Here is a 22,491-nt window from a genome sequence, read left to right as displayed (position 1 = left end):
CTCAAGATTCCCTGCGCAGCGCCGGGAACAGGATCACGTCGCGGATGCTCGGCGAATCCGTCAGCAGCATCATCAGGCGGTCGATGCCGATGCCGCAGCCGCCGGTGGGCGGCATGCCGTATTCGAGGGCGCGCACGAAGTCGTGGTCGTAGAACATGGCTTCGTCGTCGCCGCTGTCCTTGGCGGCCACCTGTGCGTTGAAGCGCGCGGCCTGGTCTTCGGCGTCGTTCAGCTCGCTGAAGCCGTTGCCGAATTCGCGGCCCGTGATGTACAGCTCGAAGCGCTCGGTGACCTCGGGGCGCTCGTCGTTGGCGCGTGCCAGCGGCGAGATCTCGGTCGGGTGCTCCATGATGAAGGTCGGCTGCCAGAGCTTCTCTTCCACGGTCTCCTCGAAGTACATCACCTGCAGGCTGGCGAGGCTGCGCTGCGAGAGCTTGTCCTTTTCTTCGCTCAGGCCGAGCTTGCGCAGGGCGTTGATGAGCCAGGCGCTGTCGTCCACGCCATCTCCGGCCTCTGTGTACTTGAGGATCGCTTCGCGGATCGTCAGGCGCTCGAACGGCTGCGTCAGGTCGACGGCCTTGCCGCCGTAGGTGAGCTGCTGCGTGCCCACGGTTTTGTCGGCGATGGTGCGGATCAGCGTCTCGGTGAAGTCCATCAGGTCGCGGTAGTTCCAGTAGGCCGCGTAGAACTCCATCATCGTGAACTCGGGGTTGTGCCGCACCGAGATGCCCTCGTTGCGGTAGCTCCGGTTGATCTCGAACACGCGCTCGAAGCCGCCGACGATCAGGCGCTTGAGGTACAGCTCGGGCGCGATGCGCAGGAACATTTCCTGGTCGAGTGCGTTGTGGTGTGTCTTGAAGGGCTTGGCATTCGCGCCGCCCGGAATGGGGTGCAGCATGGGCGTCTCGACTTCGAGGAAGTCGTTGGCGACCATGAACTCGCGCAGCGCGCTCACGGCCTTGCTGCGCGCGGTGAAGCGCACGCGGGCCGACTCGTCGGTGATCAGGTCGACATAGCGCTGGCGGTACTTCTGCTCCTGGTCGGCCATGCCGTGGAACTTGTCGGGCAGCGGACGCAGGCTCTTGGTGAGCAGGCGCAGGCGGCTGACCTTGATCGACAGTTCGCCGGTCTTGGTCTTCATGAGCGTGCCTTCGGCGCCGAGGATGTCGCCGAGGTCCCAGCGCTTGAAGTCGGCGTACGCCTCTTCGCCGATGGCGTCGCGCGTCACGTACAGCTGGATGCGGCCGGTGGCGTCCTGCACGGTCGCGAAGCTGGCCTTGCCCATCACGCGCTTGAGCATCATGCGGCCGGCCACGCTGACGGCGACGGCCTGTGCTTCCAGGGCTTCGGGCTCGGTGCCGCCATGCTGCTCGACCAGCGCCGCGGCGCGGTGGCCGGGTTTGAAGTCGTTCGGGAACGCGACCCCCTTGCCTTCGGTCTGCGCCGTGCGCAGCAGCTTGAGCTTTTCGCGGCGTTCGACGATGAGCTGGTTGTCGTCGACGGCGGGTGCAGAGGAGGAGGCTGCAGCGGGCGCGGGAATGGGAGGGGTGAGGTGATCGGACATGAGGAGCGGATGAGGCGCAACCGGAGCGTGCGCGAGCCCGGCATTTTAGCCGATCGCTTTCGAATCAAACCGCCCCTGAGCGCCCGTCAATCCTGCACAAGACGCTATAAAAAAAGAAGCAAACTATTCAGTGATGCCGGTGCGTGCCAGCAGGTCGCTCACCAGCTCCAGCCGCATCAGCGGGCTGTCGAGTTCCATCAGCCGCTGCTTCAGCTCGACCTGCATCGGCACCAGCTCGCACCAGCGGTTGGCCACCCAGCCGCAATCGTCGAAGCGGTAGGGCGCGCCGATCGGCAGGCGCACCGCGTCGCCTTGCGCGCGGCGGCGTTCTTCGAGGGTGTCGATGAGGCGGCGCAGCGCGGTGGCGGTGTGGCGCAGGTCGTCGGGGATGTCGAGCGCGATGTCGTCGGCGACGGCTTCGACTTCGGCGACCCACAGGCCGTGTTTCTGCAGCTCGCTGCTGCGCACGTGAAAGCGCTGCGTGCCGATGCATTCGATCTGCAGCAGGCCGCTTTGCGGCGCGTCGAACGTGCGGATGTCGGCGAGCGTGCCGATGGCGGCAAAGCTTTCGGCTTCGGCGCCGGCCTTGCGCACCTCGGCGCCGCTCGTCAGGCTGACCACGCCGAAGGGGGCACCGGCCTTGCGGCACTTGCCGATCATGTCGAGGTAGCGGACCTCGAAGATGCGCAAGGGCAGCAGGCCGCCGGGGAAGAGAACCGTGCCGAGTGGGAACAATGGCAGTGAATGCAAAAGGGGTTGTGTCGTCATCGAAGAACCTTGCGTGGCTATCATCGCATTCCGCTCACGGCTGCGCCCCATGCTCTATCAGATTCCTTCGTTTCTTCTCGACGTGATCGTCGGCCTGCTCGGTGGCGCCTGCCTGCTGCGCCTGTACATGCAGTACCACCGCGTGCCCTTCGGCAATCCACTGGGGCGTTTCGTGTTCGCCATCACCGACTGGATCGTGCTGCCGCTGCGGCGCATCGTGCCCGCGGTGAAGCGCTGGGACCTCGCGAGCCTGATCGCGGCCTGGCTGCTGGTGATGCTCAAGTTCCTGGTGCTGTGGCTGCTGGCCGGCAGCCTAGCGCGGATCACGGCGCTGCCGCTGGTGTCGCTGGTTGGCCTGCTGCAGCTGGCGGTGTCGGGCCTGACGGCGCTGCTGGTGGTGTATGCGGTGCTGTCGTGGATTCCCGGCGCTTCGCCGATGCTGCTCGACCTGATCTCGCGCCTGGCCGAGCCGCTGGTGCGGCCCTTCCGGCGCTTCATTCCGCTGATCGGCGGGGTCGACCTGTCGCCGCTGGCCGCCATCGTGGTGCTGCAGGTGGTGGCGATCGTGCTGGGCAACCTGCTGGTCTTCGCGTTCCGGCTCGGCGCCTGACGCGTCGGGGTACCCCAGACAGCAAAACGCCCGCACCGCCTTTCGGCGTGCGGGCGTTCAGGCCGAAGCCTGAGCTACGGTGAAGGTCAGAGCACCGCGTCGGCCGGCTGGCGCAGCAGCATGGCCAGCGTGCTGGCGATGGTCTTGCGCAGTTCGCGGCGGTCGCTGATGAAGTCGATCGCGCCCTTGGTCTGCAGGAACTCGGCGCGCTGGAAGCCTTCGGGCAGCGTCACGCGCACGGTCGATTCGATCACGCGCGGGCCGGCAAAGCCGATCAGCGCCTTGGGCTCGGCGATCACCACGTCGCCCACGAAGGCGAAGCCGGCGCTCACGCCGCCCATGGTCGGGTCGGTCAGCACGCTGATGTAGGGCAGGCCTTTCTTCGCCAAGCGCGTGAGTGCGGCGTTGGTCTTGGCCATCTGCATCAGCGAGAGCAGGCCTTCCTGCATGCGCGCGCCGCCGGTGGCGGTGAAGCACACGAAGGGCACCTTCTGCTCGATGGCGGTCTCGACGCCGCGCACGAAGCGCTCGCCAACCACGCTGCCCATGGAGCCGCCCATGAACTCGAACTCGAAGCAGGCCACGACCACGCTGATGCTGTGGACCGAGCCGCCCATGACGACCAGCGCGTCGGTTTCGCCGGTGTTCTCCAGCGCTTCTTTCAGGCGCTCGGGGTACTTGCGGCTGTCCTTGAACTTCAGGGCGTCGACCGGCAGCACTTCCTGGCCGACTTCGTAGCGGCCTTCGGCGTCCAGGAAGGCGTCCAGGCGGGCGCGGGCGCCGATGCGGTGGTGGTGGCTGCAGCTCGGGCAGACGTTCTGGTTGTGCTCGAGGTCGGTCTTGTACAGAACGGTCTCGCAGGCCGGGCATTTGATCCACAGGCCCTCGGGCACCTGGCGGCGCTCGGACGGGTCGGTTTGTGCGATCTTGGCGGGTAGCAGTTTTTCAAGCCAGCTCATGGGGGCTCCTTGTGAGGGCAGTGATTATCGACCAGCCGCGTTCTTGGCCGTGGCGGCCGGCAGGGCGTCGAGCGCCTCGCGGATGCCGGCCAGGAATTCGCGCACCGTGGGCACCACGTTGTCGCGGGGCTGGTCTTCGATGAGTTGAATGATCTTGGTGCCGATGACCACGGCGTCCGCCGCCGAGCCGATGGCCTGCGCCGTGCGCGCGTCGCGGATGCCGAAGCCCACGCCGACGGGGATGCTCACGTGCTCGCGGATGCGCGGGATCATGCGCCCGACCGCCTCGGTGTCGAGATGGCCGGCGCCGGTCACGCCCTTGAGCGACACGTAGTACACGTAGCCGCTCGCGATGCGCGCCACCTGCGCCATGCGCTCGGAGGTGCTGGTGGGGGCCAGCAGGAAGATCAGGTCGATGCCGGCGGCCTTCAGGTCGGCGGCGAAGTCCTCGCACTCCTCGGGCGGGTAGTCGACGACCAGCAGGCCATCGACGCCGGCCGCGGCCGCGTCGCGGATGAAGGCCTTCTTGCCGTGCACGAGGTCGTAGCGCTCGACCGGGTTGGCGTAGCCCATGAGCACGACCGGCGTGGTCGTGTCTTTGGCGCGGAACGCGGCCACCATGGCGAGCACCTGCTTCATGCCGACGCCCAGCGCCAGCGCGGCCTCGCCGGCCTTCTGGATCACGGGGCCGTCGGCCATCGGGTCGGAGAAGGGCACGCCCAGCTCGATGACGTCGGCACCCGCCTCGACCATGCCGTGCATGAGTTCGGGCGTGATGTCGGCGAAGGGGAAACCGGCGGTGACGTAAGGGATCAGCGCGCGACGGCCTTGCGTTTGCAGGGCCTGGAACTTGGCGGCAATGCGGCTCATCACTTGCCTCCCTTCACGCTCAGACCGCGCATCGAGGGGCGGTCGTAGAAATCGACGCCCGACAGGTCGGCGACGGTGCCGATGTCCTTGTCGCCACGGCCCGAAAGGTTCACGAGGATCGACTGGTCGGGGCGCATGGTCTTGGCGAGCTTCAGGGCGTAGGCCAGGGCGTGGCTGGATTCGAGCGCGGGAATGATGCCCTCCGTGCGGCACAGGTAGTGGAAGGCTTCGAGCGCCTCGGCGTCGGTGATGCCGACGTACTCGGCGCGGCCGATGTCGGCCAGGTAGGCGTGCTCGGGGCCGACGCCCGGGTAGTCGAGGCCCGCACTGACGCTGTGCGTCTCGGTGATCTGGCCATCGTCGTTCTGCAGCAGGTAGGTGCGGTTGCCGTGCAGCACGCCGGGGCTGCCGCGCAGGATCGAGGCGGCGTGCTTGCCGCTGTCCAGGCCTTCGCCCGCCGCCTCCACGCCGATGAGGCGCGTGCCCGCGAACGGGATGTAGGGGTGGAAGATGCCGATCGCATTGCTGCCGCCACCCACGCAGGCGACCACCACGTCGGGCTGCTTGCCCTCGGCTTCACCGGTGATGCCGTCGGCCGCCAGCATGGCGGGCATCTGTTCGATGCACTCGGTGCCGATCACGCTCTGGAAGTCGCGCACCATCGTCGGGTAGGGGTGCGGGCCCGCCACCGTGCCGATGATGTAGAAGGTGTTTTCGACGTTGGTGACCCAGTCGCGCATGGCCTCGTTGAGCGCGTCCTTCAGCGTCTTGCTGCCCGACTCGACGGGCACGACGGTCGCGCCCAGCAGGTTCATGCGGTAGACGTTGGGGCTCTGGCGCTTCACGTCCTGGCTGCCCATGTAGACCACGCACTCAAGGCCGTAGCGCGCGCAGATGGTGGCCGTGGCCACGCCGTGCTGGCCGGCGCCGGTCTCGGCGATCACGCGGGGCTTGCCCATGCGGCGCGCGAGCATCGCCTGGCCGATCACGTTGTTGATCTTGTGGGCGCCGGTGTGGTTCAGGTCTTCGCGCTTCAGGTAGATCTGCGCGCCGCCCATTTCGCGGCTGGTGCGCGCGGCGTGGTAGATCGGCGAGGGGCGGCCGACGAAGTGCTTCAGCTCGTAGTGGAACTCGGCCAGGAAGGCCGGGTCGTCCTTGAACTTCGCATACGCGTCGCGCAGCTCGTTGATCGCGTGAGTGAGCGTCTCGCTCGCGAAGGTGCCGCCGTAGGGGCCGAAGTGGCCGCTGGCGTCGGGTTGCTGGTAGTCCTGGAATTGGCTTTGCATGGTTCTCGATCGATGGGCCGCAGCCCGAATGCGATCGGGTGCGGCGGCTAACTGGAGAAGGACGAAGCGTCGGCAGCCGAGGCTTTGACAGTGTGCGCCGCATCTGCGGCTCTCACGGCGGCGACGAATGCCCGGATCTTTCCGGCGTCCTTGAGGCCCTTGTGCCCGGGACCGTCGATTTCGACGCCCGAGCTCACATCAACGGACAGCGTCTTGCAGCGCGTCCGCAGGCTGTGAATGCCATCGCTCACGTTTGCAGGTGTGAGCCCACCACTCAAGACGAGGTGAGCGTCGACGGCGGGTGGAAGAAGTGACCAATCGAAAGCCTTGCCGCCTCCGCCATAACCTTCGACATGGGCGTCGAGCAGGATGGCCTGGGCGCGGGAGTAATCGGACGCGTATTTTACGAGGTCGAAGCCGGCCCCGGCAGCCCCCAGCGGAATCCGGGCGGCACGCATGTAACGAAAGCGCCCCGGACCGGTGGCTTCCTCGCACTGTTCGGGCGTTTCTTCCCCGTGGAACTGCGCGATGGCGCCTTTCACGCGGGCCAGGGAGGCCAGGACCTCGGGAGCGTCCGCGTTCACGAACAGCAGCACCGGCGTGATGAAGGGCGGCAGGCGCGAGGCCAGTTCGGCGGCGCGCTCGGCGGTCACGGCGCGCGGGCTCTTCGGGTAGAGCACGAAACCGATCGCGTCGGCGCCAACCTCGACCGCCGCGTCCACGTCGGCCTCACGCGTGAGGCCACAGATCTTGATGCGCGTGCGTGGGGCGAGAGGAGCAGGGGATGTCATGGCGGGCCATCATACGAAGCCCGCTCGCCCTGGAACGTGGCCTCGGCCGGCAGACCCCACTTGGCGTCGTACAACGGGCCGAGGAAGTACAGGCCGTCGGCGGAGAAGGTGGGCGCGGCCACCTTGCGGCTGCGCGCCTCGAGCACCTCGGTGATCCATTCGGGCCGCTCGTCGCCGCGGCCGATGCGCACGAGGCTGCCCATCAGGTTGCGGATCATGTGGTGCAGGAAGGCGTCGGCCTCGAACTCGAAGTGCCAGCGGCAGCGTTCGCCATCGCCCACGCGGGTGATCTCGAGGCGCCGCAGGTCCTTGACCGGCGAGAGGGCCTGGCAGGCCGAAGCGCGGAACGAGCTGAAATCGTGCCGGCCGACCAGCAGGGCCGCCGCGGCGCGCATCGCATCGCCGTCGAGCGGGTACATCGACCAGCCGACCCGGCCCGCATCGAGGCTGGGCCGCACGGGCGACTGCGAGAGCACGTAGACGTAGCGACGCGCCAGGGCACTGGCGCGGCAATGGAATTCGTCGGGCACCGGGTGCGCCCACTGCACCGCGATGTCGTCGGGCAGGTAGCGGTTGGTGCCGCGCATCCAGGAGAACGGATCGCGTTCGATGTCGGTGTCGAAGTGCACCACCTGCATCAGCCCGTGCACACCGGCGTCGGTGCGGCCGGCGCACAGCGTGCTGACCCGGCTGCCGGCGGGCAGGCCGGCGAACTTCGCGAGGGCGGCTTCGAGCTTGTCCTGCACCGTGCGGCCCGAGCGCTGGCTCTGCCAGCCCTCGTATGCCTGGCCGTTGTAGCGGATGCCGAGTGCCAGCCTCACGAAGCGATCAGAAGGGCAGTCGGCAACCGGCTCAGCGCAGTTCGGCGAGCAGCTGCTTGGCTTGCGACTTGAGGTCGCCGGCGCTTTCGGCTTCGACTTCCTCGACCAGCGAGCGCGCGCCTTCGACGTCGCCGATGGCCTGCAGTTCGCGGGCCAGCGAGAGCTTCACGGCGTGCGGGTTGTCGTCGCCGTCGTCGTCCAGGGCGGACGGCGAGGTGGCCACGGCCGCGGAGCGCGGTGCTTCGGCGGCGGCAGAGCGGGCCGGCAGGCCGGCGAGGGCGCTCATGTCGAACTCGATGAAGCCCGAATCGGCGGGCAGCGTGTCGCGCAGCATGGCCGGGCGGGTGTTGTGCTCCGCGTCGTTCAGCGACGAGGGGCGGGTGTGGGCCGTCAGCGCGCCGGGGGCCGTGTCGAAATCGTTTTCAAGGTCGACCGGTGCCGCGGCGTGGCCGTTGCTCAGCGGGGCCGGTGCGGCCGTCGGCGCGTAGACCGACTTCGGCAGGCTGGCACCCACGGGGGCGGGCGCCGGTGCGGGTGGCTGGGTCAGGTCGAGGTCGAAGTCCAGCGGCGCGACCGAGGGCATGAAGGCCGGCGGGGCCGACGCCACGGGCGGTGCGGCCGGGGGCGGCGGTGCCACGACGGCGGGTGCGACTGCGGCAGCCGGCTTGGCGGCGGCGGCCAGCGCGCCGGCGAATGCGGCGGTTTCGGCCTGGCTGGCGCCTCGCGCGGTGCCCGTGCCCGATTCGTACAGCGGGTTGCCCGGATCGAGGTCCTTGCCCATGTCGACCACGCGGTTCCATTCGGAGCCCGCGCCGTTGGTCAGCTTGTGCACTTCGGTGGCCAGGCCGTCGAAGGCGCGCACGTCGCGGCGCTTGGCGTGGATTTCGAGCAGCTTCAGATGGATGGCGGTGCGGTCCGGGTTCAGGCGCAGCGCTTCACGCAGGATTTCCTCGGCCTGCAGGTCGCGGCCGTAGGCGAGGTAGACGTCGGCCTCGGCGACCGGGTCGACATCGCCCGCGTCGAGCTGGCTCGGCGAGTACGACAGCGACGACACAGTGGAGTCGCCGCGGTTCTTGGTGTCGACCGATTCGCCGCCGCTGGCGCCGAAGAACGAGTCCTTGGGAATGCGGCTCTCGAGGAACACGCTTTCGCTCATCTCTTCGCGACGGCGGCCCAGCACGCGGTACAGCAGGAAGCCGACCAGCAGCGCGATCAGCGCGGCGCCGGCGAGCATCAGCGGGTTGTCGAGCAGCTCGTCGAGGAAGCTGCGCTCCGGCGGGGGAGGCGGCGGTGCGGCCTTGACCACAGGCTTGGGAGCGACGATGGGCGCGGCGGCGGCTGCAGCGCTGGCTGCGGCTGCCACGGGCAGGGCGGCTGCGTCGGTGGCCGACGGTGCGGCGGCTGCGGCGGGTGCTGCAGCGGAGGCCGCGGCGACGGGGGCCGTTGCAGCGGGAGCGGTTGGTGCGGCTGCCGGCGCCGGCGTTGCCGGAGCGGTGGCTGCGGCGGCAGGGGCCGCGGCGGGCGCAGGAGCGGCCGCAGGCGTCGGCGTCGTGGCTCCGGTCAGCGGCGCGGGAACGGCGATGCCGGGCGCGGTGGCCGGCGCTGCGGGCGCGGCGGCAGCAGACGATCCGGTGCCAGTGCCGGTGCCGGCCTTGAGCTTGTTCAGCTCGTTGATGTTCTTCGTGAGTTCGGCGACGCGATTGCTGCTGTCCTGCGCCTGGCGGGCCTGCGCGACCTTTTCATCGGCGGCGCGCGCGGCGGCGTTGCCTTGCGACACCGTGAGCTTGTCGGGGGCGCTGGCGGCGGCATTGCGGTCTTCCACGCTGGCCTGCAGCTTGCCCGAGGCCTGGCGGCTCGCGGCAGCCACGTTGGTGGTCGGGGCGTTTTCGGCAAGGCGCTGGCGGTAGCTGCCGAAGTCGCGGCTTTGCGCGGTGATCGTGCGGCGTGCGTCGGCTGCCGGCACGGCGGCTGCTGCGGCAGCATTCGGCAGGTCGAGCACGGCACCGGCCTTCATCCGGTTGACGTTGCCGCCGACGAAGGCGTCGGGGTTGGCGTTCAGCAGCGCGACCAGCATCTGGTCGAGCGAGACGTCGGCCGGCTTGTGAGCGGAGGCGATCTTGCCGGCGGTGTCGCCACGGCGCGTTGTGACTTGCTCGCCACTGCCGCCACTGGGCGCGGCGACGGCGGCACGTGCCGGCGCAGGAGCTGGCGCGGCCGCAGGGGCCGGTGCAGCCGCAGCGGGTGCGGGCGTTGCAGCGACTGCAGGCGCGGGTTCGCGGCGCACGCGCGGGGCGGGCGCGGGGCGCTCGACCGGCGTGGCGATCTGCGGTGCGATGGGCGTCGCCGGTGCGGCTGCCGCCTGGCGCGTGGCCGGCGGATCGAGCAGCACGGTGTAGTCGCGCACGATGCGGCCCGAGGCGCCGTTGGCTTCGAGCAGCAGGTCGATGAAGGGGTCGTTGAGCGGGCGGTTGCCGGCCAGGCGCACCACGTACTGGCCGCCGGCGCGGCGTTGCAGCGTGGCTTTCACATCGCCCAGGGCCGCGTTGTACGGGATGCCTGCGTTCTTGAAGGCCTCGGCCGTGGCGATGTTGATCTTCAGGCCTTCCGCCTCGTTGGCGGCCATTTCAGTGACATCGATCTCGGCGCGCAGCGGTTCGCCCAGTGCCGACTGCACCCGCAGCGGTCCCAGCGCGAAGGCGCTGGCGTCGGCGCTGGCCAGTCCCAGCGTCAGGGCCGCAGCGGCACCCAGGATGGAAAGGCGCCAGCCATTCGACGGCAGGGCGGGGCGGGCGGCCGAAGGGCGGGCCGCGGGCAACAGATGTCTTGTCATGCTGATAGGGGCGGCTCAGGCCCTGAATTTGTAAGAGGACGTTAGCATCATCAACATGCACTGACAAGGCAATGCGCCTGATCTACCCAGTGCGCGCATACTTCCGATGACATCCTGTGTTGCCTTTCGGCAACATTTTTGTATTTCAAGGCCCTGAGCTGCCCGCATCAGGCTTCGAGCAGGATGCGCAGCATGCGGCGCAGCGGTTCGGCCGCGCCCCACAGCAGCTGGTCGCCGATGGTGAAGGCGCCGACGTACTCGGGGCCCATCGCCAGCTTGCGGATGCGGCCGACCGGGATGTCCATGGTGCCCGTCACGGCCACCGGCGTCAGGTCCTTCACGGTGGCTTCGCGCGTGTTCGGCACGACCTTGGCCCAGGGGTTGTCGGCGGCGATCATCGCTTCGATGTCGGCCACCGGCACGTCCTTCTTGAGCTTGAAGGTCAGGGCCTGGCTGTGGCAGCGCATCGCGCCGATGCGCACGCAGAAGCCGTCCACCGGCGTGGCGGCGGTGCCGAAGCCCGCGCCCTGGCCGAGGATCTTGTTGGTCTCGGCGCCGCCCTTCCACTCTTCCTTGGACATGCCGTCGCCCAGGTCCTTGTCGATCCAGGGGATCAGCGAGCCGCCCAGCGGGGCGCCGAAGTTGGCGATTTCGGACGCGCTCAGGCTCTGCTGCTTGTGCAGCACCTTGCGGTCGATCTCGAGGATGGCCGACTTCGGGTCGTCGAGCAGGGCGCGCACTTCGGCGTTGAGGGTGCCGAACTGGGTCAGCAGTTCGCGCATGTGCTGCGCGCCGCCGCCCGAGGCCGCCTGGTAGGTCATGCTGGTCATCCACTCGACCAGGCCGGCCTTGTAGAGGGCGCCCACGCCCATGAGCATGCAGCTGACGGTGCAGTTGCCGCCGACCCAGTTCTTGCCGCCCTTGGCGAGCGCGTTCTGGATCACGGGCAGGTTGACGGGGTCGAGCACGATGATCGCGTCATCGTTCATGCGCAGCGTGGAGGCCGCGTCGATCCAGTGGCCGTTCCAGCCGGCGGCGCGCAGCTTGGGGAAGACCTCGCTGGTGTAGTCGCCGCCCTGGCAGGTGATGACGATGTCGCACTTCTTCAGTGCCTCGATGTCGTTCGCATCCTTGAGCGTGGTTTCGTTCTTGGCCATCGCCGGGGCCTTGCCGCCCGCGTTCGAGGTCGAGAAGAAGACCGGCTCGATGAGGCCGAAGTCGCCTTCGGCCTGCATGCGGTCCATGAGGACCGAGCCGACCATGCCGCGCCAGCCCACGAGGCCGACCAGAGGTTGCTTGGATGCGTTCGCCATTTCAGTTTGCCCTTAGTGAAGAAAGAAAAAATCAGTCTTTTTTGCCCCCGACTCGTCGGCCGGGGGAGGGCGTGACGAAGCGGGCTGCGGTTAGCCGGTAATCGTCTTTTTGGTGATGGCTGCTACGACCGCGTCGCCCATTTCGCGGGTGCCGACGCGCTTCGTGCCTTCGGACCAGATGTCGCCCGTGCGCAGCCCGGAGGCGAGCACGTGCTTGACCGCCGACTCGATACGGTCGGCAGCTTCGGGCTGATTGAGGGAGAAGCGGAGCATCATGGCAGCGGACAGGATTGTAGCCAAAGGATTGGCAACCCCTTTGCCGGCAATGTCTGGCGCGCTGCCGTGGCTCGGTTCGTACAGGCCCTGGTTGCTCGCATTGAGCGAGGCCGAGGGCAGCATGCCGATGGAGCCGGTGAGCATCGCGGCCTCGTCCGAGAGGATGTCGCCGAACATGTTGCCGGTGACGACCACGTCGAACTTCTTGGGCGCCTTCACCAGCTGCATGGCCGCGTTGTCGACGTACATGTGGTCGAGTTCAACGTCCGGATACTCCTTGCCGACCTCGGTCACGATGTCCTTCCAGAACTGGAAGGTCTCCAGCACGTTGGCCTTGTCCACGCTGGTCACGCGCTTGCTGCGCTTGCGGGCCGCCTCGAAGGCGACGCGGGCGATGCGCTCGACCTCGGGGCGCGAGTAGCGCATCGTGTCGAAGGCCTCTTCGGCGCCGGGGAAGTGGCCGTCAGTGGCAATGCGGCGGCCGCGCGGCTGGCCGAAGTAGATGTCGCCGGTCAGCTCGCGGATGATGAGGATGTCCAGGCCCGCGATCAGCTCGGGCTTGAGGCTCGAGGCGCCCACCAGCTGCTCGTAGCAGATGGCCGGGCGGAAGTTGGCGAACAGGCCCAGGTTCTTGCGCAGCCCCAGGATGGCCTGCTCGGGCCGCAGCGGGCGGTCGAGCTTGTCGTACTTCCAGTCGCCGACGGCGCCGAACAGCACCGCATCGGCGTCCTTGGCGAGCTTGAGCGTCGATTCGGGCAGCGGGTGGCCGTGCGCCTCGTAGGCCGCGCCGCCAACCAGTGCCGATTCCATCTCGAACTTCAGGTCGAGGACTTCGAGCACCCTGACGGCTTCCGCCACGATTTCGGTGCCGATGCCGTCACCCGGGAGAACTGCGATTTTCATAAGTTGGTCTGAGGTTTTTTCTTGAAAACGGAAAGGCCGCCGATCACGAGATCATCGTGTGCGCGAGCCAGGGCTTCTGCGCCAGGCGCTCGGTCTCGAAGGCCTTGATCTTGTCCTTGTGGCGCAGCGTCAGGCCGATGTCGTCCAGCCCGTTGATCAGGCAGTACTTGCGGAAGGCCTGCACGTCGAACGCGAACTCCTGGCCGTCGGGCTTCACGACCACCTGGCGCTCCAGGTCGATGGTCAGCGTGTAGCCCGGGAAGGCGAAGGCTTCGTCGAACAGCTGCGAGACCTGCGACTCGGGCAGCACGATCGGCAGCAGCCCGTTCTTGAAGCTGTTGTTGAAGAAGATGTCGGCGTAGCTCGGCGCAATGATCGCGCGAAAGCCGTACTGGTCGAGGGCCCACGGCGCGTGCTCGCGCGACGAGCCGCAGCCGAAGTTCTTGCGCGCCAGCAGCACCGAAGCGCCCGCGTAGCGCGGCTGGTTCAGCACGAAGTCGGGGTTCGGCTTGCGGCTGGCCGGGTCCTGGCCCGGAAAGCCGGCGTCCAGGTAGCGCCACTCGTCGAACAGGTTCACGCCGAAGCCGGTCTTCTTGATCGACTTGAGGAACTGCTTGGGAATGATCGCGTCGGTGTCGACGTTCTCGCGGTCCATGGGGGCCACGAGGCCCTTGTGCACGGTGAATTTCTGCATGTGATGTCTCCAGATCAGGCGAAGGTGCGCACGTCGACGAAGTGGCCGTGCACCGCGGCGGCGGCGGCCATGGCCGGGCTCACGAGGTGGGTGCGGCCACCCGCGCCCTGGCGGCCTTCGAAGTTGCGGTTCGAGGTCGATGCGCAGCGCTCGCCGGGCTCGAGCCGGTCGGCGTTCATCGCCAGGCACATCGAGCAGCCGGGCTCGCGCCATTCGAAGCCGGCGGCCTTGAAGATCACATCGAGCCCTTCGCGCTCGGCCTGTTCCTTCACCACACCCGAACCGGGCACGACCATCGCGAGCTTCACGTTCTTCGCGACCTTCTGGCCCAGCTTCTTCACCACGGCGGCGGCTTCGCGCATGTCCTCGATGCGGCTGTTGGTGCACGAGCCGATGAACACCTTGTCGATGAAGATGTCGTTCATGGCCTTGTTGGGCTCCAGGCCCATGTAAACCAGCGCGCGCTCGATGGCGCTGCGCTTGCTGGCGTCCTTTTCCTTGTCGGGATCGGGCACGCGGCCGTTGATCTCGACCACCATTTCGGGTGAGGTGCCCCAGGTGACCTGCGGCTGGATCTGCGTGGCGTCGAGCTCGACCACGGCGTCGAAGGTCGCGCCGGGGTCGGACTGCAGCGTGCGCCAGTAGCTCACGGCCTGGTCCCATTCGACGCCGGTGGGCGCGAGCGGGCGGCCCTTCACGTAGGCGATGGTCTTCTCGTCGACCGCCACCAACCCGGCGCGCGCGCCGGCCTCGATGGCCATGTTGCAGACCGTCATGCGGCCTTCCATGCTCAGGTCGCGAATGGCCGAGCCGGCGAATTCGATCGTGTAGCCCGTGCCGCCGGCGGTGCCGATCTTGCCGATGATGGCCAGCACGATGTCCTTGGCCGTGCAGCCCAAAGGCAGCTTGCCTTCGACCTTCACGAGCATGTTCTTGGCCTTCTTGCCCAGCAGCGTCTGCGTGGCCATCACGTGTTCGACCTCGCTGGTGCCGATGCCGTGCGCCAGCGCGCCGAACGCGCCGTGCGTGGAGGTGTGCGAGTCGCCGCAGACCACCGTCATGCCCGGCAGCGTCGCGCCGCTCTCCGGGCCGATCACGTGCACGATGCCCTGGCGCTTGCTCAGGAACGGGAAGAACGCGGCGGCGCCGAACTCGGCGATGTTGTGGTCCAGCGTGGTGACCTGTTCCTTGCTGGTCGGGTCGGCAATGCCTTCGTAGCCGCGCTCCCAGCCGGTGGTGGGCGTGTTGTGGTCGGCGGTGGCCACCACCGAGCTGATGCGCCACAGCTTGCGGCCGGCTTCGCGCAGGCCTTCGAAGGCCTGCGGGCTGGTCACTTCGTGCACCAGGTGGCGGTCGATGTAGAGGATCGCGGTGCCGTCTTCCTCGGTGTGGACGACGTGTTCGTCCCAGATCTTGTCGTAGAGCGTGCGTGCCATGTCGGTCTCTTCTTTCGTGGGGAAATGGATTGTCTGTCGACGCGGTCTAGGCCGCGAGTCGTTCGGTGGCGTCGGCCGAATCGGCCGCCGCGTGCAGGTGGTTCACCAGCGTGCGCGCCGCCACCGGCAAGGTGGAGAAGTCGCGCGCCACCAGCCGGATTTCGCGCGCGGCCCAGGCGTCGTTGAGCGTCACGCTCACGAGGCCGCGGCCGATGCCGTTGTGCATGAGTTCGAAGGCGCGCTGCGGCATCACGCCGATGCCCAGGCCGTTTTCGATCATCCGGCACATGGCGTCCAGGCCCGTGACGTGGATGCGTAGCTTGACGCTGCGGCCGGCACTGAGCGCCGCTTCGTGCATCGCCACGTAGATCGAACTGTTGGTGTGCAGGCCGACATGGTCGAAGGCCAGCGAGTCGATGAAATCGATCGCTTCCTGTGCGGCCAGCGCGTGCCCCTCGGGCACGATCAGCGCGAGGCGGTCGTGCCGGTAAGAGAGGCTTTGCAATTCGCCCGCGCCGCCGGCCACGTGGCACACGCCGAGGTCGGCCGCGCCTTCCTGCACCGCGCGGATCACTTCGCTGCTCAGGTGCTCCTCGAGATCGATCTTGATGGCCTCGTGCGCGCGCGAGAACACGCCCAGGTCTTCCGGCAGGAACTGCACGATGGCCGAGATGTTGGCGTGCACCCGCACGTGGCCGCGCACGCCGTCGGCGTACTCGCTGAGCTCGCCCTGCATCTTCTCGAGGCTGTAGAGCACCGAGCGTGCGTGGTGCAGCAGGCTTTCGCCGGCCGGCGTGAGGTCGACGCCGCGCGCATGGCGGTAGAGCAGGGCGGTGCCGAGCGTGGCTTCCAGGTCGGACAGCCGCTTGCTGACGGCCGAGGCTGCAATGAACTCGCGCTCCGCCGCGCGCCCGATGCTGCCCAGCTCGCACACGGCCACGAACAGCTGCAGCGACGTGAGGTCGATGCGGCGGGCGAAGTTGCGTTCGGATGTGCTCATGGGGGCTTGGGCATCGCGTTTGGCGATGAGTTGGCTATTTTCTTCCTGTTTTTAAGCCATTGCCATCGCGATGCGCGATGACCTCGCTGCCGGCTGGCGAGGAGGGGCATGCCGAACGGGCAATAAAAAAGCTGCCCGGAGGCAGCTTTTTCAGGGGGCGGAAGTTCCGCGCTAGATCGATCAGCGGGCCGAGATCGGCTTCACGTCACGCTTGGGCGAGCCTTCGAACAGCTGGCGCGGGCGGCCGATCTTGTACTCGGGGTCGCCGATCATTTCGTTCAGCTGGGCGATCCAGCCGACCGTGCGGGCCAGCGCGAAGATCGCGGTGAACAGCGGCACCGGGATGCCGATGGCGCGTTGCACGATGCCCGAGTAGAAGTCGACGTTCGGGTACAGCTTGCGCGACACGAAGTACTCGTCTTCCAGGGCGATCTTTTCGAGTTCCTTGGCGAGCTTGAACAGCGGGTCGTTTTCCAGGCCCAGCTCGGTCAGCACTTCGTTGCAGGTTTCCTGCATGAGCTTGGCGCGCGGATCGTAGTTCTTGTACACGCGATGGCCGAAGCCCATCAGCTTGACGTTCGAGTTCTTGTCCTTGACCTTCTTGATGAACTCGCCGATCTTTTCCACGCCGCCTTCGCGCTGGATGTCGTACAGCATGTTCAGCGCCGCTTCGTTGGCACCGCCGTGGGCAGGGCCCCACAGGCACGCCACGCCGGCTGCAATGGCCGCGAAGGGGTTCGTGCCCGACGAGCCGCACAGGCGCACCGTCGAGGTCGAGGCGTTCTGCTCGTGGTCTGCGTGCAGGATGAAGATGCGGTCGAGCGCGCGCTCGAGCACCGGGTTCACCTTGTACTCTTCGCACGGCGTGGCGAACATCATGTGCAGGAAGTTGCCTGCATAGCTCAGTTCGTTCTTCGGGTACATGTACGGCTGGCCGACGGTGTACTTGTAGGCCATGGCCACGAGCGTGGGCATCTTCGCGATCAGGCGGATCGCGGCGATCTCGCGGTGCTCGGGATTGTTGATGTCCGTGCTGTCGTGATAGAAGGCCGACAGGGCGCCCACGAGGCCGGTCATGATGGCCATCGGGTGGGCATCGCGACGGAAGCCGCGCAGGAAGAACTGCATTTGCTCGTTGACCATCGTGTGGTTCGTCACGAGCTTGGTGAAGCTGGCCTTCTTGCCTGCGTCCGGCAGCTCGCCGTACAGCAGCAGGTGGCAGGTTTCCATGAAGTCGCAGTTGGTCGCGAGCTGCTCGATGGGGTAGCCGCGGTACAGCAGCTCGCCCTTGTCACCGTCGATGTAGGTGATGGCCGACTGGCAGGCGGCGGTCGACATGAAGCCCGGGTCGTACGTGAACATGCCGGTCTGTGCATACAGCTTGCGGATGTCGATCACGTCGGGCCCGATGGTGCCCTTGTAGATCGGCAGTTCGACGTTGTCGCCGCCATTGCTGAACGACAGCGTGGCCTTGGTATCGGATGCTTTCATTTCGGTTTACTTTCAGAGGTGGATTCAGGACGAAGGAGAAAAAATGGCAGGACGCTGAGCGCCGTCGGTACGCATCAGCTGCAGCAATGCGACCACCTCGGCCCCGGCCCATGCGGGCTCGGGCTCCTTTCTGCACAGCAGCAGGTCGAGGAGGTCGTTGTCCGACAGGTCCATCAATGTCTCCATCGCTCCCGCTTGACCGACGGTCATGTGGGATTCGTGCCGCTCGAAGAAGCGGGCGATGAACAGGTCGTTCTCCAGCAGGCCGCGCCGGCAACGCCACTTGAGCTTGCTCAGCGCGCGTTCGCCGAGCAGCGTATCGGGGGCGTTGGCGGGGGTCGACATAAGTAAGGTTTCTCGGAAAAACCGTCAGATGGCGCGACGCACCATCAGTTCCTTGATCTTGCCGATGGCCTTGGTCGGGTTCAGGCTCTTCGGGCACACGTCGACGCAGTTCATGATCGTGTGGCAGCGGAACAGGCGGTACGGGTCTTCCAGGTTGTCCAGGCGCTCGGCGGTGGCTTCGTCGCGGCTGTCGGCGATGAAGCGGTAGGCCTGCAGCAGGCCGGCCGGGCCGACGAACTTGTCGGGGTTCCACCAGAAGCTCGGGCAGCTCGTCGAGCAGCTCGCGCACAGGATGCACTCGTACAGGCCGTCGAGCTCTTCACGCTCTTCGGGCGACTGCAGGCGCTCCTTCTCGGGCGGCACGGTGTCGTTCTGCAGGTACGGCTTGATCGAGTTGTACTGCTTGAAGAACTGGGTCATGTCGACGATCAGGTCGCGGATGACGGGCAGGCCCGGCAGCGGCTTGAGCACGACGGTGCCCTTGAGCGTGTTCATGTTGGTCAGGCAGGCCAGACCGTTCTTGCCGTTGATGTTCATCGCGTCGGATCCGCAGACGCCTTCGCGGCACGAGCGGCGGAACGACAGCGTGGGATCCTGCGCCTTGAGCTTCATCAGGGCGTCCAGCAGCATGCGTTCGTGGCCGTCGAGTTCGACCTCGACCGTCTGCATGTAGGGCTTGGCGTCCTTGTCCGGGTCGTAGCGGTAGATCTGGAATGTGCGCTTCATCGTATGGACCTTGTAAATATTCTTAGAACGTGCGGACCTTGGGCGGCACGGATGCCACCGTCAGCGGCTGCAGCTTGACGGGCTTGTACGAGAGGCGGTTGTCCGCGCTGTACCAGAGCGTGTGCTTCATCCAGTTGGCGTCGTCGCGGCCCAGCGGCGCGACCGGGTCGTCCGCGGGACGCTCGTAGTCTTCCACCGTGTGGGCGCCGCGGCATTCCTTGCGGGCGGCGGCCGAGACCATGGTGGCCTGCGCCACTTCGATCAGGTTGTCGACTTCCAGCGCTTCGATGCGGGCGGTGTTGAACACCTTGGACTTGTCCTTCAGACCGATCGACTTGACGCGCTCGCGCACGGCGGCGATCTTGACCACGCCTTCGTCCATCGAGGCCTGCTTGCGGAACACGGCGGCGTGCTGCTGCATGACGGCGCGGATCTCGCCGGCCACGTCCTGGGCGTACTCGCCGCCGGTGGAGGCTTCGAGCTCGTTCAGGCGCTGCAGGGTGCGGTCGGCCGCATCCTTGGGCAGTTCCTTGTGTTCCTTGAGCTTGTCGTTGAACTCGACGATGTGGTTGCCGGCCGCGCGGCCGAACACCAGCAGGTCGAGCAGCGAGTTGGTGCCCAGGCGGTTGGCGCCGTGCACGCTCACGCAGGAGCATTCGCCCACCGCGTACAGGCCGTTGACCACGGCGCTGTTGTCTTCACCCTTCTGGATGACGACCTGGCCGTTGATGTTCGTCGGGATGCCGCCCATCTGGTAGTGGATGGTGGGCACCACGGGAATCGGTTCCTTGGTGACGTCGACGTTGGCAAAGTTGATGCCGATCTCGTAGACCGACGGCAGCCGCTTGTGGATGGTGTCGGCACCCAGGTGGTCCAGCTTCATGTGGATGTAGTCCTTGTTGGGACCACAGCCACGGCCTTCCTTGATTTCCTGGTCCATCGAGCGCGAGACGAAGTCGCGCGGTGCCAGGTCCTTCAGGGTGGGCGCATAGCGCTCCATGAAGCGTTCGCCGTTGCTGTTCAGCAGGATGGCGCCTTCGCCGCGGCAGCCTTCGGTCAGCAGCACGCCCGCGCCGGCCACGCCGGTGGGGTGGAACTGCCAGAACTCCATGTCCTGCAGCGGGATGCCCGAACGTGCGGCCATGCCCAGGCCGTCGCCGGTGTTGATGAACGCGTTGGTGGACGCACCGAAGATGCGGCCTGCGCCGCCGGTGGCCAGCAGCACGGTCTTGGCCTGCAGGATGTGCAGGTCGCCGGTTTCCATTTCGAGGGCCGTGACGCCGACCACGTCGCCTTCGTCGTCACGGATGAGGTCGAGCGCCATCCATTCGACGAAGAACTGGGTGCGGGCTTCCACGTTCTTCTGGTAGAGCGTGTGCAGCATCGCGTGGCCGGTGCGGTCGGCCGCGGCGCAGGCGCGTTGCACGGCCTTCTCGCCGTAGTTGGCGGTGTGGCCGCCGAACGGACGCTGGTAGATCGTGCCGTCGGGGTTGCGGTCGAAGGGCATGCCGAAGTGCTCGAGTTCGTACACGACCTTCGGGGCTTCACGGCACATGAACTCGATCGCGTCCTGGTCGCCGAGCCAGTCGGAACCCTTGATCGTGTCGTAGAAGTGGTAGTGCCAGTTGTCTTCGCTCATGTTGCCGAGCGAGGCGCCCACGCCGCCCTGGGCAGCGACGGTGTGCGAACGGGTCGGAAACACCTTGGAGAGCACGGCCACGTTGAGGCCGGCACGGGCGAGTTGCAGCGAGGCGCGCATGCCGGAGCCGCCGGCACCGACGATGACGACGTCGAACTTGCGCTTGGTGATGTTTTCTTTTGTGTAGGTCATGGTGGGTCAGATCTTCCAAAGCACTTGAATGGCCCAACCCGCACAACCGACAAGCCAGACGATGGTGAAAACTTGCAGCACGAGACGGATGGCGACGGGCTGGACGTAGTCCATCCACACGTCGCGCATGCCGACCCACACGTGATAGAGCAGGGCAACGATCACGGAGAAGGTCAGGACCTTCATCCACTGTGCGGCGAAGATGCCGGCCCACAGGTCGTAACCGATGGGGCCGCGCGAGAAGATCAGCTGTGCGAGCAGGATGATCGTGAACAGCGCCATCAGGGCGCCGGTGATGCGCTGGCTGAGCCAGTCGCGCAGACCGTAGTGCGCGCCGACGACGATGCGCTTGGAGCCGTAATTCACAGACATGGGTGGCTCCTTCTCAGTACAGGCCGAACAGCTTGGCGCCAAGCGCCAGCGTGAGGATGATGCTTGCGCCCAGCGTGAACATGGCCGAGCTGTGACCGAATTCCTTCGTCACGGCGGAGTGGCTCACGTCCATCCAGAGGTGACGCAGGCCGGCGATGAAGTGGTGCAGGTAGGCCCAGATGAGCGCCAGTGCGACGAGCTTGAAGAACCATCCCGGAGCGAAGCCGACGCCGATGTTGAAAGCAGACTTGAATTTCGCGAACGAATAGTCAGATGACAGCGAGGTGTCGAACATCCAGATGATGAAGGGCATCAGCAGGAACATCAGCACACCGCTCACGCGGTGCAGGATCGACACGATGCCGGCCGGCGGCAGCCGGTAGGTCGTGAGATCGGTGAAGGCGTTGATGTTCCGGAATTCGCGACGCGGCGGCCGGGGGGGAGTTGCAAGCTCTGTCATAGGGAGATGGCTTTCGTGGCTTTGTGACTTGTTGGCTTGTTCTGAGAGCGAACGCTTTTGTTTCTTCTGCGGAATGCAAACAACGCAAAATTCTATTGCAATGCACCATCGCGCATCGGACGCGCAGGAGTCAACGCACTGCGGCAGTCGGATGCTCGGGGATTGAGGTTGCGTTGCGCGGGCTGAGTGTGCGCGTTTGTGCCCGCGCGGGCGAGGTTCTTCGGCGCCATCGGATCAGCCCAGCTGGTTGCGGTAGTGGTGGGTGTCGGTGCGGTACAGGCCGCGGCGCAGTTCCATCGGCATGTCGTGGTACGTGTGCGCCACGCGCTCCACGCTCAAGAGCGGCATCTGCAGCGGCACGTCGAGCAACTGCGCCTGTTCGGCATCGGGCAGCACGGCGCGGATCTTTTCTTCGGCGCGCACCATGCGCACGCCGAACTCGGTTTCGAACATCGCGTACATCGGGCCCGGCCAGGCGCGCAGCCGGTCGGCCGTGAGGCCCTTGAAGGGCGCGCCGGGCAGCCAGAGGTCTTCGAGAATGGTCGGCACGCCGGCGTAAGCGAGCACGCGGCGCACCTGCAGCACGGCGTCGCCGGTGCGCAGGCTCAGCGCGCGCGCCACGTCGGCCGAGGCGCGCAGGCGCTTGCAGTCGACGATGGTGCGCTCGGCCGGACCTTCGGCGCTCGGGCTGCCGGCGTCGGGCACCAGCTTGAGAAAACGGTACTGCACATGCTGCTCGGCATGCGTGGCCACGAAGGTGCCCTTGCCCTGGCGGCGCACCACCAGGTTTTCGGCCGCCAGCTCGTCGATCGCCTTGCGCACCGTGCCCTGGCTCACGCGGTAGCGCACGGCCAGGTCCATCTCGCTGGGGATGGGCTCGCCCGGCTTCCACTCGCCGGCCTGCAGGCTCTGCAGGATCAGGGTCTTGATCTGCTGGTAGAGCGGACTGAAGGACGGCGTCGTGGGCTCGTCGAGGGTGGAGGGCGTGTTCATGGCAGCGGTGGGGTGCGCCGTGGCGGACCCCCAGAGGATATCTTATATAAGACATAAGACGGCCTTTGTCGAATCGGCTTAAAATGCGGCCCGGTCCCGCGCCGCGGGAAAGCTTCCCCCCGCTGGACCGCGGCGCCCCACGAGAGCGCTAA

At 66.9% G+C, this 22,491-nt stretch carries 21 protein-coding genes; 1 reads left to right on the top strand and 20 read right to left on the bottom strand.

The features are described from left to right. Position 1: 1 nt before the first annotated feature. Positions 2 to 1,564, bottom strand: a complete 1,563-nt coding sequence (gene lysS, locus AC07SQ_RS06725; RefSeq protein WP_495271883.1) for a lysine--tRNA ligase — start codon at positions 1,562 to 1,564, stop codon at positions 2 to 4. Positions 1,565 to 1,687: 123 nt separating this feature from the next. Continuing rightward, positions 1,688 to 2,356 (bottom strand): LON peptidase substrate-binding domain-containing protein, encoded by a 669-nt coding sequence (locus AC07SQ_RS06720; protein WP_495276179.1) that lies wholly within the window; start codon positions 2,354 to 2,356, stop codon positions 1,688 to 1,690. A 25-nt stretch (positions 2,357 to 2,381) separates the two neighbouring features. On the opposite strand from AC07SQ_RS06720, the gene AC07SQ_RS06715 reads away from it, so the two are divergent. After that, complete coding sequence (locus AC07SQ_RS06715) at positions 2,382 to 2,942, top strand: YggT family protein (protein WP_056572059.1); 561 nt, start codon at positions 2,382 to 2,384, stop codon at positions 2,940 to 2,942. 86 nt (positions 2,943 to 3,028) lie between these two features. Here AC07SQ_RS06715 and accD read toward each other — a convergent pair whose 3' ends face one another. The 18 genes from accD to AC07SQ_RS06625 all read right to left on the bottom strand — a co-directional run bounded on the left by accD (position 3,029) and on the right by AC07SQ_RS06625 (position 22,339). After that, positions 3,029 to 3,901 carry an acetyl-CoA carboxylase, carboxyltransferase subunit beta gene (gene accD, locus AC07SQ_RS06710; RefSeq protein ID WP_062475492.1) on the bottom strand — a complete coding sequence of 291 codons (873 nt, stop codon included), beginning with the start codon at positions 3,899 to 3,901 and terminating at the stop codon, positions 3,029 to 3,031. Positions 3,902 to 3,925: 24 nt separating this feature from the next. After that, positions 3,926 to 4,771, bottom strand: coding sequence for a tryptophan synthase subunit alpha (gene trpA, locus AC07SQ_RS06705; protein WP_495271881.1), 846 nt, complete (start codon positions 4,769 to 4,771; stop codon positions 3,926 to 3,928). Continuing rightward, the gene (trpB, locus tag AC07SQ_RS06700; protein ID WP_495271880.1) at positions 4,771 to 6,057 is read right to left on the bottom strand and encodes a tryptophan synthase subunit beta; all 1,287 of its coding nucleotides are present in this window, start codon (positions 6,055 to 6,057) and stop codon (positions 4,771 to 4,773) included. The genes trpA and trpB overlap by 1 nt, the downstream gene beginning before the upstream one ends. Positions 6,058 to 6,104: 47 nt before the next feature. Further along, positions 6,105 to 6,848: a phosphoribosylanthranilate isomerase gene (locus tag AC07SQ_RS06695; protein ID WP_495271879.1), complete on the bottom strand. Its 744-nt coding sequence runs from the start codon at positions 6,846 to 6,848 to the stop codon at positions 6,105 to 6,107. Next, a complete protein-coding gene (gene truA / locus AC07SQ_RS06690) occupies positions 6,845 to 7,669 on the bottom strand; it encodes a tRNA pseudouridine(38-40) synthase TruA (protein WP_070062263.1) in 825 nt (274 codons plus the stop codon). Before truA ends, AC07SQ_RS06695 begins: the two co-directional genes overlap by 4 nt. Positions 7,670 to 7,700: 31 nt before the next feature. Further along, complete coding sequence (locus tag AC07SQ_RS06685) at positions 7,701 to 10,484, bottom strand: FimV/HubP family polar landmark protein (RefSeq protein ID WP_495276229.1); 2,784 nt, start codon at positions 10,482 to 10,484, stop codon at positions 7,701 to 7,703. A gap of 182 nt (positions 10,485 to 10,666) precedes the next feature. After that, positions 10,667 to 11,812, bottom strand: a complete 1,146-nt coding sequence (gene asd, locus AC07SQ_RS06680; RefSeq protein ID WP_159275652.1) for an aspartate-semialdehyde dehydrogenase — start codon at positions 11,810 to 11,812, stop codon at positions 10,667 to 10,669. A gap of 90 nt (positions 11,813 to 11,902) precedes the next feature. Then, positions 11,903 to 12,991, bottom strand: coding sequence for a 3-isopropylmalate dehydrogenase (gene leuB, locus AC07SQ_RS06675; protein WP_062479698.1), 1,089 nt, complete (start codon positions 12,989 to 12,991; stop codon positions 11,903 to 11,905). A gap of 43 nt (positions 12,992 to 13,034) precedes the next feature. Continuing rightward, entirely contained in the window at positions 13,035 to 13,685 is a 651-nt protein-coding gene (gene leuD / locus AC07SQ_RS06670) for a 3-isopropylmalate dehydratase small subunit (RefSeq protein WP_062479700.1), read from the bottom strand. 14 nt (positions 13,686 to 13,699) lie between these two features. Beyond that, positions 13,700 to 15,121, bottom strand: coding sequence for a 3-isopropylmalate dehydratase large subunit (leuC, locus tag AC07SQ_RS06665; RefSeq protein WP_307586694.1), 1,422 nt, complete (start codon positions 15,119 to 15,121; stop codon positions 13,700 to 13,702). Between the two features lie 46 nt (positions 15,122 to 15,167). Further along, a complete protein-coding gene (locus tag AC07SQ_RS06660) occupies positions 15,168 to 16,121 on the bottom strand; it encodes a LysR family transcriptional regulator (RefSeq protein WP_192195454.1) in 954 nt (317 codons plus the stop codon). A gap of 180 nt (positions 16,122 to 16,301) precedes the next feature. Then, the gene (gene gltA / locus AC07SQ_RS06655) at positions 16,302 to 17,612 is read right to left on the bottom strand and encodes a citrate synthase (protein WP_062479703.1); all 1,311 of its coding nucleotides are present in this window, start codon (positions 17,610 to 17,612) and stop codon (positions 16,302 to 16,304) included. Positions 17,613 to 17,636: 24 nt separating this feature from the next. Then, positions 17,637 to 17,957, bottom strand: coding sequence for an FAD assembly factor SdhE (locus tag AC07SQ_RS06650; protein ID WP_062479704.1), 321 nt, complete (start codon positions 17,955 to 17,957; stop codon positions 17,637 to 17,639). Between the two features lie 24 nt (positions 17,958 to 17,981). After that, complete coding sequence (locus tag AC07SQ_RS06645) at positions 17,982 to 18,683, bottom strand: succinate dehydrogenase iron-sulfur subunit (protein ID WP_062479706.1); 702 nt, start codon at positions 18,681 to 18,683, stop codon at positions 17,982 to 17,984. A 22-nt stretch (positions 18,684 to 18,705) separates the two neighbouring features. Next, on the bottom strand, positions 18,706 to 20,514 hold the full coding sequence (gene sdhA / locus AC07SQ_RS06640) for a succinate dehydrogenase flavoprotein subunit (protein ID WP_056572028.1): 1,809 nt from the start codon (positions 20,512 to 20,514) through the stop codon (positions 18,706 to 18,708). A gap of 6 nt (positions 20,515 to 20,520) precedes the next feature. Beyond that, the gene (gene sdhD / locus AC07SQ_RS06635) at positions 20,521 to 20,886 is read right to left on the bottom strand and encodes a succinate dehydrogenase, hydrophobic membrane anchor protein (RefSeq protein WP_062479708.1); all 366 of its coding nucleotides are present in this window, start codon (positions 20,884 to 20,886) and stop codon (positions 20,521 to 20,523) included. A gap of 13 nt (positions 20,887 to 20,899) precedes the next feature. Next, positions 20,900 to 21,346, bottom strand: a complete 447-nt coding sequence (sdhC, locus tag AC07SQ_RS06630) for a succinate dehydrogenase, cytochrome b556 subunit (RefSeq protein ID WP_062479711.1) — start codon at positions 21,344 to 21,346, stop codon at positions 20,900 to 20,902. A 234-nt stretch (positions 21,347 to 21,580) separates the two neighbouring features. Next, positions 21,581 to 22,339, bottom strand: a complete 759-nt coding sequence (locus AC07SQ_RS06625) for a GntR family transcriptional regulator (protein WP_062479713.1) — start codon at positions 22,337 to 22,339, stop codon at positions 21,581 to 21,583. Positions 22,340 to 22,491 lie beyond the last annotated feature (152 nt).

This window comes from Variovorax sp. GW821-FHT06D12 (assembly GCF_059419205.1).
This window is presented reverse-complemented; position numbering and strand designations above follow the sequence as displayed.

Coding starts and splice junctions, on each gene's coding strand:
- lysS (WP_495271883.1), bottom strand. CDS start 1,564: ATGTCCGATCACCTCACCCCTCCCATTCCCGCGCCCGCTGCAGCCTCC.
- AC07SQ_RS06720 (WP_495276179.1), bottom strand. CDS start 2,356: ATGATAGCCACGCAAGGTTCTTCGATGACGACACAACCCCTTTTGCAT.
- AC07SQ_RS06715 (WP_056572059.1), top strand. CDS start 2,382: ATGCTCTATCAGATTCCTTCGTTTCTTCTCGACGTGATCGTCGGCCTG.
- accD (WP_062475492.1), bottom strand. CDS start 3,901: ATGAGCTGGCTTGAAAAACTGCTACCCGCCAAGATCGCACAAACCGAC.
- trpA (WP_495271881.1), bottom strand. CDS start 4,771: ATGAGCCGCATTGCCGCCAAGTTCCAGGCCCTGCAAACGCAAGGCCGT.
- trpB (WP_495271880.1), bottom strand. CDS start 6,057: ATGCAAAGCCAATTCCAGGACTACCAGCAACCCGACGCCAGCGGCCAC.
- AC07SQ_RS06695 (WP_495271879.1), bottom strand. CDS start 6,848: ATGACATCCCCTGCTCCTCTCGCCCCACGCACGCGCATCAAGATCTGT.
- asd (WP_159275652.1), bottom strand. CDS start 11,812: ATGGCGAACGCATCCAAGCAACCTCTGGTCGGCCTCGTGGGCTGGCGC.
- leuB (WP_062479698.1), bottom strand. CDS start 12,991: ATGAAAATCGCAGTTCTCCCGGGTGACGGCATCGGCACCGAAATCGTG.
- leuD (WP_062479700.1), bottom strand. CDS start 13,685: ATGCAGAAATTCACCGTGCACAAGGGCCTCGTGGCCCCCATGGACCGC.
- leuC (WP_307586694.1), bottom strand. CDS start 15,121: ATGGCACGCACGCTCTACGACAAGATCTGGGACGAACACGTCGTCCAC.
- AC07SQ_RS06660 (WP_192195454.1), bottom strand. CDS start 16,121: ATGAGCACATCCGAACGCAACTTCGCCCGCCGCATCGACCTCACGTCG.
- gltA (WP_062479703.1), bottom strand. CDS start 17,612: ATGAAAGCATCCGATACCAAGGCCACGCTGTCGTTCAGCAATGGCGGC.
- AC07SQ_RS06650 (WP_062479704.1), bottom strand. CDS start 17,957: ATGTCGACCCCCGCCAACGCCCCCGATACGCTGCTCGGCGAACGCGCG.
- AC07SQ_RS06645 (WP_062479706.1), bottom strand. CDS start 18,683: ATGAAGCGCACATTCCAGATCTACCGCTACGACCCGGACAAGGACGCC.
- sdhA (WP_056572028.1), bottom strand. CDS start 20,514: ATGACCTACACAAAAGAAAACATCACCAAGCGCAAGTTCGACGTCGTC.
- sdhD (WP_062479708.1), bottom strand. CDS start 20,886: ATGTCTGTGAATTACGGCTCCAAGCGCATCGTCGTCGGCGCGCACTAC.
- sdhC (WP_062479711.1), bottom strand. CDS start 21,346: ATGACAGAGCTTGCAACTCCCCCCCGGCCGCCGCGTCGCGAATTCCGG.
- AC07SQ_RS06625 (WP_062479713.1), bottom strand. CDS start 22,339: ATGAACACGCCCTCCACCCTCGACGAGCCCACGACGCCGTCCTTCAGT.